This window comes from Lacinutrix sp. (genome assembly GCF_023299985.1).
Classification (GTDB): domain Bacteria; phylum Bacteroidota; class Bacteroidia; order Flavobacteriales; family Flavobacteriaceae; genus Lacinutrix.
Map to the genome: position 1 here is coordinate 24,166 of NZ_JALZVX010000125.1, position 7,819 is coordinate 31,984.

At 29.0% G+C, this 7,819-nt stretch carries 7 protein-coding genes; 3 read left to right on the plus strand and 4 right to left on the minus strand.

Annotated features, from left to right (window positions below):
- Positions 1 to 26: 26 nt before the first annotated feature.
- Complete coding sequence (locus Q0C58_RS06735) at positions 27 to 548, plus strand: GNAT family N-acetyltransferase (protein WP_290699116.1); 522 nt, start codon at positions 27 to 29, stop codon at positions 546 to 548.
- 152 nt (positions 549 to 700) lie between these two features.
- Here Q0C58_RS06735 and Q0C58_RS06740 read toward each other — a convergent pair whose 3' ends face one another.
- On the minus strand, positions 701 to 2,215 hold the full coding sequence (locus Q0C58_RS06740; RefSeq protein ID WP_290699118.1) for a GH3 auxin-responsive promoter family protein: 1,515 nt from the start codon (positions 2,213 to 2,215) through the stop codon (positions 701 to 703).
- Between the two features lie 43 nt (positions 2,216 to 2,258).
- Between Q0C58_RS06740 and Q0C58_RS06745 the strand changes: the two genes are divergently transcribed.
- Positions 2,259 to 3,053, plus strand: a complete 795-nt coding sequence (locus Q0C58_RS06745) for a DUF2797 domain-containing protein (protein WP_290699120.1) — start codon at positions 2,259 to 2,261, stop codon at positions 3,051 to 3,053.
- A gap of 11 nt (positions 3,054 to 3,064) precedes the next feature.
- Here Q0C58_RS06745 and Q0C58_RS06750 read toward each other — a convergent pair whose 3' ends face one another.
- The 3 genes from Q0C58_RS06750 to Q0C58_RS06760 all read right to left on the minus strand — a co-directional run bounded on the left by Q0C58_RS06750 (position 3,065) and on the right by Q0C58_RS06760 (position 6,714).
- A complete protein-coding gene (locus Q0C58_RS06750; protein WP_290699123.1) occupies positions 3,065 to 3,625 on the minus strand; it encodes a hypothetical protein in 561 nt (186 codons plus the stop codon).
- Positions 3,626 to 3,719: 94 nt separating this feature from the next.
- Positions 3,720 to 3,914, minus strand: a complete 195-nt coding sequence (gene rpsU / locus Q0C58_RS06755) for a 30S ribosomal protein S21 (protein ID WP_044399960.1) — start codon at positions 3,912 to 3,914, stop codon at positions 3,720 to 3,722.
- A gap of 103 nt (positions 3,915 to 4,017) precedes the next feature.
- Entirely contained in the window at positions 4,018 to 6,714 is a 2,697-nt protein-coding gene (locus tag Q0C58_RS06760; protein WP_290699130.1) for an AsmA-like C-terminal region-containing protein, read from the minus strand.
- Positions 6,715 to 7,022: 308 nt separating this feature from the next.
- Here Q0C58_RS06760 and folK point away from each other — a divergent pair.
- A partial coding sequence (folK, locus tag Q0C58_RS06765) for a 2-amino-4-hydroxy-6-hydroxymethyldihydropteridine diphosphokinase (protein ID WP_290699133.1) occupies positions 7,023 to 7,819 on the plus strand: 797 nt, incomplete at its 3' end.

Genomic DNA, 7,819 nt, shown 5'->3' on the forward strand with positions numbered 1-7,819 from the left:
AAGTAGGCTTTTTTATTTTTTATAATATGAAACTAAAAGATTTTAAAAACCCTGAGACCGAAAGGCTAATCTTAAATAAATCAAGTATGGAAGACGTAGGGTTGGTTTATGCTTTGCGTTCAAATCCTATAGTTAGAAAATACATTATGCAACCTTTGTTTACAAAAAAAGAAGAAGCAGTAGCTCATGTAAATAAACTAGAACGGTTTTTAGCTGAAGATAAATCCATAAGTTGGACTTTAACAGATAAAGCTTTAAATAAAAAGATAGGTAGTATTTGCTTTTGGAATTTTTCCGAAGACAAAAAAACAGCTGAGGTTGGCTACGACCTATTGCCAGAGTATTTTAAAAAAGGATACATGTCTGAAGCACTAAAGGCAGTCATTAATTTTGGCTTTAATAGTCTTGATCTAAATACCATAGAAGCTTTTACACGTATTGATAATGAAAGCTCAAAAAAGCTATTACTAGTTAATGGTTTTAAGTTAGAAAAAGAGAGAGAAGATCCGGGTTTTCCAAAGAATATTATCTACACTTTAAACAAATAAAAAACCACTCATAAAAAACTAAGAGTGGTTTTTCTTGAATATGGATTAACTGATTAATACATTCTTCAAATAGGTTTTAATTGATTAATAGTACTGTAATTTAGTTATAATTATTTGATTATCAAATAATTATTTAATTTATTAATGTTTGGCTAGATGTTTAGTTTCAATAATTCATCTATATAATCTCTAGTGTTAGATAGTCTAGGCACCTTGTGTTGTCCTCCAAGTTTATTGTTTTGCTTGAGCCAATCGTAAAATAATTTTTCTCTAGCTACATTAATTTTAGGCTTATTTAATGTCATGTTATTGTAACGTTTGGCTTCGTAATCAGAGTTTAAAGCTTTCAGAGCATTATCAAACAATTCGTTAAAATAATCAATGTCTTTTGGAGGTGTTTTAAATTCTATTAACCATTCGTGAGCGCCTTTTTCTTTGCCTTTCATAAATATTGGAGCAGCAGTATAGTCTACAATTTCACTTTTTGTTTTCTTGCACACTTTTTTTAAGGCATCTTCTGCGTTTTCAATAATTAGCTCTTCGCCAAAAGCATTTATATGGTGTCTTGTTCTTCCAGATACTTTTATTCTGTATGGAGATATTGATGTAAACCTAACGGTGTCACCAATTTTATAGCGCCATAATCCAGCATTTGTAGTAATAATTACAGCATAATTTTTGCCTTTTTCGACTTCGCTTAATGGAATAACACGTTCATTAGGAGTGCCATGAGTTTCCATAGGAATAAACTCATAGAAAATGCCGTAATCTAACATTAAAAGTAGCTCGCTAGAATGATTTAAATCTTGAATAGCAAAAAAGCCTTCCGAAGCATTATAGATTTCATAATATTTAAAATCTTTTTTTGGTAAAATATTTTTGTATTGCTGTTTGTATGGATTAAAACTTACACCTCCATGAAAGTAAACTTCAAGATTTGGCCAAATATCTAATAATGAGGTTTTTTCAGTTTTATCTAAAATTTCATTTAGTAATACTAGCATCCAAGAAGGAACTCCAGCTAAACTGGTAACGTTTTCGTTAATGGTTTCATTTACAATCGCGCTCATTTTGTTTTCCCAATCGCTCATTAAAGAAACCTTATTACTAGGCGTACTACTAAACTCTGCCCAAAAAGGCATATTATCTATTAAAATAGCACTTAAATCTCCAAAAACAGTTCCGTTTTCTTTGTATAATTCTTTGCTGCCACCAAGTCTTAAGCTTTTTCCAGTAAAAAGTTGGGAGTCTTGATTATTGTTTAAATACATACACAGTAAATCTTTACTTGCTGCATAATGACAATTTTCTAAAGCGTCTTGACTTACTGGTATAAATTTACTTTTAGCACTAGTTGTACCACTAGATTTCGCAAACCATTTTATAGGAGTAGGCCAAAAAATATTGTGCTCTCCTAATCGAGAACGTTCAAATAAATTTTGATAACCTTCATAGTTTTTTACAGGAACTCTACTGGCAAATTCTGCGTAAGTTTTAATTGTAGAATAGTTGTACTGCTTACCAATTTCTGTGTTTTTAGCTGTTTCTATTAAGCTAAATAGTAATTCTTCTTGTACTTCATTTGGGTACTTTAAAAATAAATCGATTTGATGAAATCGTTTCTTTAAAAACCATGAAGCGATCGAATTTACTAAAGGGATTGGCATATATTTTTGGTATATTTATACGCTAAAAATAACACTTTTTTTTATGACTTACCAAGGCGTGCTAACAAAAATGGCAACAGAGTTTTCTAGTCCAATTCAATATTATTTAGTTTTCGAAAACGATTTTATTAATATGAATCAGCTTCTAAATAAAACCTTGAAGTTTCAGTTTATTAAGCACCAATGTTTAAACTGTAGTTTAAACAAACCTATTTTTAGACAAGGTTTTTGTAAAAGTTGTTTTTTCGATATTCCACAAGCTGCAGATTGGATTATGCGTCCAGAATTAAGTACAGCACATTTAGATAAAGAAGATCGCGATTTAGAATACGAAAAGAAAGTGCAACTAAAACCACATATTGTTTATCTCGCTAATTCCAGTAATGTAAAAGTTGGTGTTACCAGAAAAACACAAGTGCCAACACGCTGGATAGATCAAGGAGCACATGAAGCAATAGAAATTGTTGAGGTACCAAACCGCTATCTTGCAGGAATTACCGAAGTGGCTTTAAAAGATTATGTAGCAGATAAAACCAATTGGCGAACCATGCTAAAAAATGATGTTGTAGATGAAAGTCTAACCGAATGGAAAAACAAATTAAAACAATATATTCCAGCGGAAGCTTTAGAATATTTTATTGAAAGCAACACCGAAACACATTTAGAATTTCCAGTGTTGTCCTATCCTACAAAACCTAAAAGTTTAAATATTGAAAAAGTTGGAACTTATACTGGTGTTTTAAAAGGTATAAAAGGGCAGTATCTTATTTTTGAAGATGATACTGTTTGCAATGTACGTGGCAATGAAGGGAAGGTAGTTAGTATTGAGATAGTTTAAGAATTAACTTTTTAAGATTCAATTATTAATTCTAATAGTAATTCTCCATTTTCTGATTTTCTTACTACAATTGCCGATAAATCTAAATCATCAATATCGTGTCCCCAAATTCCATATTTTCCATCTGTTTGATTACGATTAATTAAGCCCTTTCGTTCTTCAAGTGGAACAGTTTTAGTTTTTGCAGATTCTTCTTCCTCTTTATAAACTCTAATATATTGAGTGCTTATTTGAAATGCTAAATCTTTACGTGTGAATCCGTTTGAATTATTAGATTTAAGCTCGATTTTAATAGGGATGTTTAAAGGATAATCAATAATTATTATCACTCTGTTTTTATTGATTACAATATCATCTTTGCCAATTAAGTTGCTAATTTCAGTAGCTGTGTTTTTTATTGAAATCCACGGAATTATCCCATCTTCAAAAAATTCTAAATCATCTTTGTTATTAGTTTTAACTTGAAATAAAATTTCAGATGAGTTCTCTAGTTTTAATTCTGAAGTTTTTACTTCATTTTTACAGCTTAAAATAAAGCTGGTAAATAAAATTGTTAATATAAAGTTTTTCATAGTAAATGATTTAAATATAAAAACAGTAATAACCAAAAAAACCTCGCATTCAAAGAATGCAAGGTCTATTGTATTATTAAAGAAAGCGTATTTACTATACGTTTTCTGCGTCTCTTAATCCTTGGATGTAAGAAGCTTTTTGAATTTGACGACGACGAGTTACAGAAGGCTTAGTAAAGAACTGGTTTTCTCTTAAGTTCTGCATTACTTTAATGTTACGGTGTTTTCTTTTGTAACGTTTTAAAGCTCTTTCTATATTTTCTCCGTCTTTAATTTCTATTCTTAACATATCTATATATTATGTGTATTCTTAAATTTCAGGTTGCAAATATAAGTTTAACTTTTAATTTAAACAATAGACTTATACAATTTTTGCAATTTTATTTTAAACCTTAATTAATTGTATCTTTTGTCTTGTTCTTTTTACCAAATAAACCGCCTAAAACATCCTTTACAACATTAACTGGTTGTTTGGTAGAGTCTGTTGGAGTATTAGGGTTCGTACTTGGTGTATTGTTGCCAGAAAAAATATCTTTAATTACATCTTTTACTGGAGAATTTGTTTGCGTACTAGTACTATCTCTAGGTGTTTGGTTGTTACCATTAATACCTAATAGATCCTTTATTTTATCCTTGCCATCGTTTAGTAATTTTTGTTTTTGGATTTCTATTAGTTGTGTCGTTAAACTCTTTACACCACTTGTTAAATCGGTTTGTACTTTCGGGTTTGTAAAAGATCCAGTTAAATTTGCGGTTATAGGTATTTTAATTTTATCAACTTCATTATCATTTATTTTACCAATAAGTTTGTTTACCTCTCCACCTAAATATTTTGCTGGCACTTTAAATACAACGCTGTAATCCATAGATTGATCGAAACCATGAGCTCCTCCAACTGTAATACCAATGTCTTTGTAGTTTAAGTTGAAAGGTGCAACGTTTACTCGACCATTTTCAAATTTTAAAGCAGTTTTTAAGTCTTTTAAATCTAATTTATCGAAATCTATAAAGTTTAATTTACTAGTTAATGCAGAGAATAACTCGGCATTTTTAGGTTCTACTTTTGTGGTTAATAATTCGGCTAAAGCACCACCAGAAATAGAACTCATAATGGGTGTAAAATCGTCGCCTAAAGTTCCACTTAGTGTAATGGCACTGTTTAATTTACCTTGTAAAGCTTTGGCTATTGGAGCTAAATTTTTAAGCATGTCTAAATCTGTAAAAGATTGAGAAATATTAAAATTACTCATGCCTAAATCCATATTAAAAGTTGGTGTCTTGCTTTTAGTATCTATTAAACCAGTCATGTTAAGATTTCCGCCCAATAAATCTGAGGTTACGTTTTGTAAATTTGCTGTTTCATCTTTAATAAATAACTTTCCTTTTACGTTGGTAAGCGTTAAATTATCATAAACAACAGTTTTTGCATCTGCAGTAATAGTGCAATCTAAAAATGCTGGAATTTTAAGTGCATCATTAGGTTCTGCGCTTTGGTTTACTGGTCTGTCACTTCCGCCTTCAACCATAAAATCACTTATTAAAAAGTTGTTTGAAGCCACATTAAAATCACCTTTTAATTTCTTATCACTTAATAAAAAACCGAGTAGATTGTTAATAGTTCCAGTAGCATTTAAATCGGTTTTTCCAGTTTGCGCTTTAAAATTTTCTAAAGAAATAATACCAGGCTTAAAACTAACATTAGCTTGAGAAATTTTTAACGGATTAACAATGTCTACAGAAGAAAATACAAAGTCATTAACGCTAACATTACCATTGTTTTTAATACGGTCGTATGCATTAGTTTCAATTGCATTCATGTCGAAATTGGTATTAATTTTGGCTTTAATAATACCGCTTAATTCATTGTCTAATTCTATAGGATAAGCTTTTGTAATATTTGCAAGATTTAACACACCATTAATATTAGCGTTAATTAGCATGTTTTTAGTTAAGTTTTTAATAACAGCCGAAGATTTAAATTCATCTTCATCAATTTTAAAATTAAGAGTTTTTAAATCTAAAAAAGTGTCATCTATATTTCCAGTAGTATTTTTTATAGAGGCATCAATACTAATGTTCTTAACTCCTTTTGGTAGGTTTGGATATTTAAATGAGGCGTTATTAGAAACTACATTAACATCTAGAGTTGGAATAGTTGTTTCTGTTACTAAACCTTTTATTTTTCCGTTTACTTTAAAATTTCCACTTGTTTCAACATCGCTAATATTTTTAGAATATATTTTAGGAACAACTGCTAGAAAATCTTTAAAATCTGAACCAGAATTTTGAAAAGAAATATCTATATCTTGTTCGTTTTCAAGTAGCTGTACATAGCCTGCGAATTCTAAAGGCAACTCATTTATAATAATTTTATTGTCTTTAAAAGTGTATTTGCTTTTTTCTAAATCAAGGTCTAATAAGGCTTCAAATTTTACATGATTATTACTTAAATATTCTATGCTGTCAAAACTAAAGGTTACGTTAGCTTCTGTGTTGGTTTTTAATTCTGAAGTATTTTCAGTAAAAGCGCCACTACCAGAATGATTAAGTTCTGTAATATGAAGTTTAGTATTAGAGCTTTCGTCTAAATACGTTAACACACTTTTTGTAATAGCATAGTCTTCAATATTTAAAGAAAAACCTTCGCTTGTATCTGTATCTGTGTTTGTTGTTGTGGTTTCTTTTTCCTTAGAAATAGCATAATTAGCATCGCCAAATTTGTTAACTTTTAAATTTACAAGCGCTTCATTTACATAAATAGAATTTACAATTATTGGACCTTCGTCTGCCTTTTTAAAGAGTTCTTTTATAGACATATCAAAAGAAATTGTTTTTATGCTTGCTAGTGTTTCATCTTTAAAAGGCTCAAAATTGGTTATTTTTAACTCATCTACGCTCACATTTGCTTGCGGAAAACTGCTTAGAAAACTTAAACTAACGTCTGCAAACTCAACTTTAGCATTCACATTATCATTAATAAAATTACTAACCATATCTTTTATTTGTGATTGAAAAATAAATGGCGCTACCAATAAGAATATTACTATAATTAATAGTGTGATACCTGTAATTTTTAATATTTTCTTCATTTAGTATTTTTTCATTTTCGAATTTAAACAGAATTTATTTCAGTAAAAACTATAATCTTAATATTTGTAATTTCTATATATACGCAATATTGAGTCTAAAAGTTGGAACTAATTAATAATTTAAGACAAATTTATAATAATTCGATTTCTTAATTAGTTTTTAGGTTAAAATGCTCATTAAACAACATGAAATTAAAATAACATATCAAATAAAACGGCTTTTAGTAAATGCAAAATTCGTTAATAAGTTCTTTGGGTAAATATAAAGTAAACCATTTACTTTTAGTTATTTTGCTGTCTAGTTTAAAATGGAATTACAAAAAGTTTACATATCTATAGGAAGTAATAAAGGTGACAGATTTAAGAATTTGCAAGCTGCTGTAGATGCTATTCATTTAGAAATAGGAACTATTAAAATAATTTCAAAAGTTTTTAAAACAGAAGCTTTGGGTTTCGATGGAGACTTTTTTTTTAATACATGCTTACTAGTAGAGAGTTCCTTAAAACCTAACAAACTTTTAAAACTGTTATTAGCTATAGAAACTAATTTAGGAAGAATTAGAACTAAAAAAGAAGGCTACCAATCGAGAATTATAGATTTAGATATTTTATTTATAGATAAAAAACTAATCGATACAAAAACGCTAAAAGTACCACATCCAGAATTACACAAACGTAAGTTTGTTTTAGAACCTCTTCATCACATTGCATCTAAATTTAAGCATCCTACTTTAGAAAAGGAAATTTATGTTTTATTAGAAGATTGTGAAGATAAAAGTATTTTAGAACCTGTAAATATTTGGTTAAAAAACCCAAGTAAATCACACGATTTTTCAAAGTATAATTACATTGCTATAGAAGGTAATATTGGAGCAGGAAAAACAAGTTTAGCAACAAAAATAGCACAAGATTATAACGCAAAACTTATTTTAGAACGTTTTGCAGATAATCCATTTTTGCCAAATTTTTATAAAGATGCCCAACGTTATGCCTTTACTTTAGAAATGTCTTTTCTTGCAGATCGTTATCAGCAAATTAGTGACGATTTATCGCAACTAGATTTGTTTAAAGATTTTATAGTTAGTGATTACGATATTTTTAAGTC

What these genes read in the sequence shown, in the direction of transcription:
- Q0C58_RS06760 (WP_290699130.1), bottom strand. Translation starts at nt 6,714, where the DNA reads ATGAAGAAAATATTAAAAATTACAGGTATCACACTATTAATTATAGTA.
- Q0C58_RS06740 (WP_290699118.1), bottom strand. Translation starts at nt 2,215, where the DNA reads ATGCCAATCCCTTTAGTAAATTCGATCGCTTCATGGTTTTTAAAGAAA.
- Q0C58_RS06750 (WP_290699123.1), bottom strand. Translation starts at nt 3,625, where the DNA reads ATGAAAAACTTTATATTAACAATTTTATTTACCAGCTTTATTTTAAGC.
- Q0C58_RS06745 (WP_290699120.1), top strand. Translation starts at nt 2,259, where the DNA reads ATGACTTACCAAGGCGTGCTAACAAAAATGGCAACAGAGTTTTCTAGT.
- rpsU (WP_044399960.1), bottom strand. Translation starts at nt 3,914, where the DNA reads ATGTTAAGAATAGAAATTAAAGACGGAGAAAATATAGAAAGAGCTTTA.
- Q0C58_RS06735 (WP_290699116.1), top strand. Translation starts at nt 27, where the DNA reads ATGAAACTAAAAGATTTTAAAAACCCTGAGACCGAAAGGCTAATCTTA.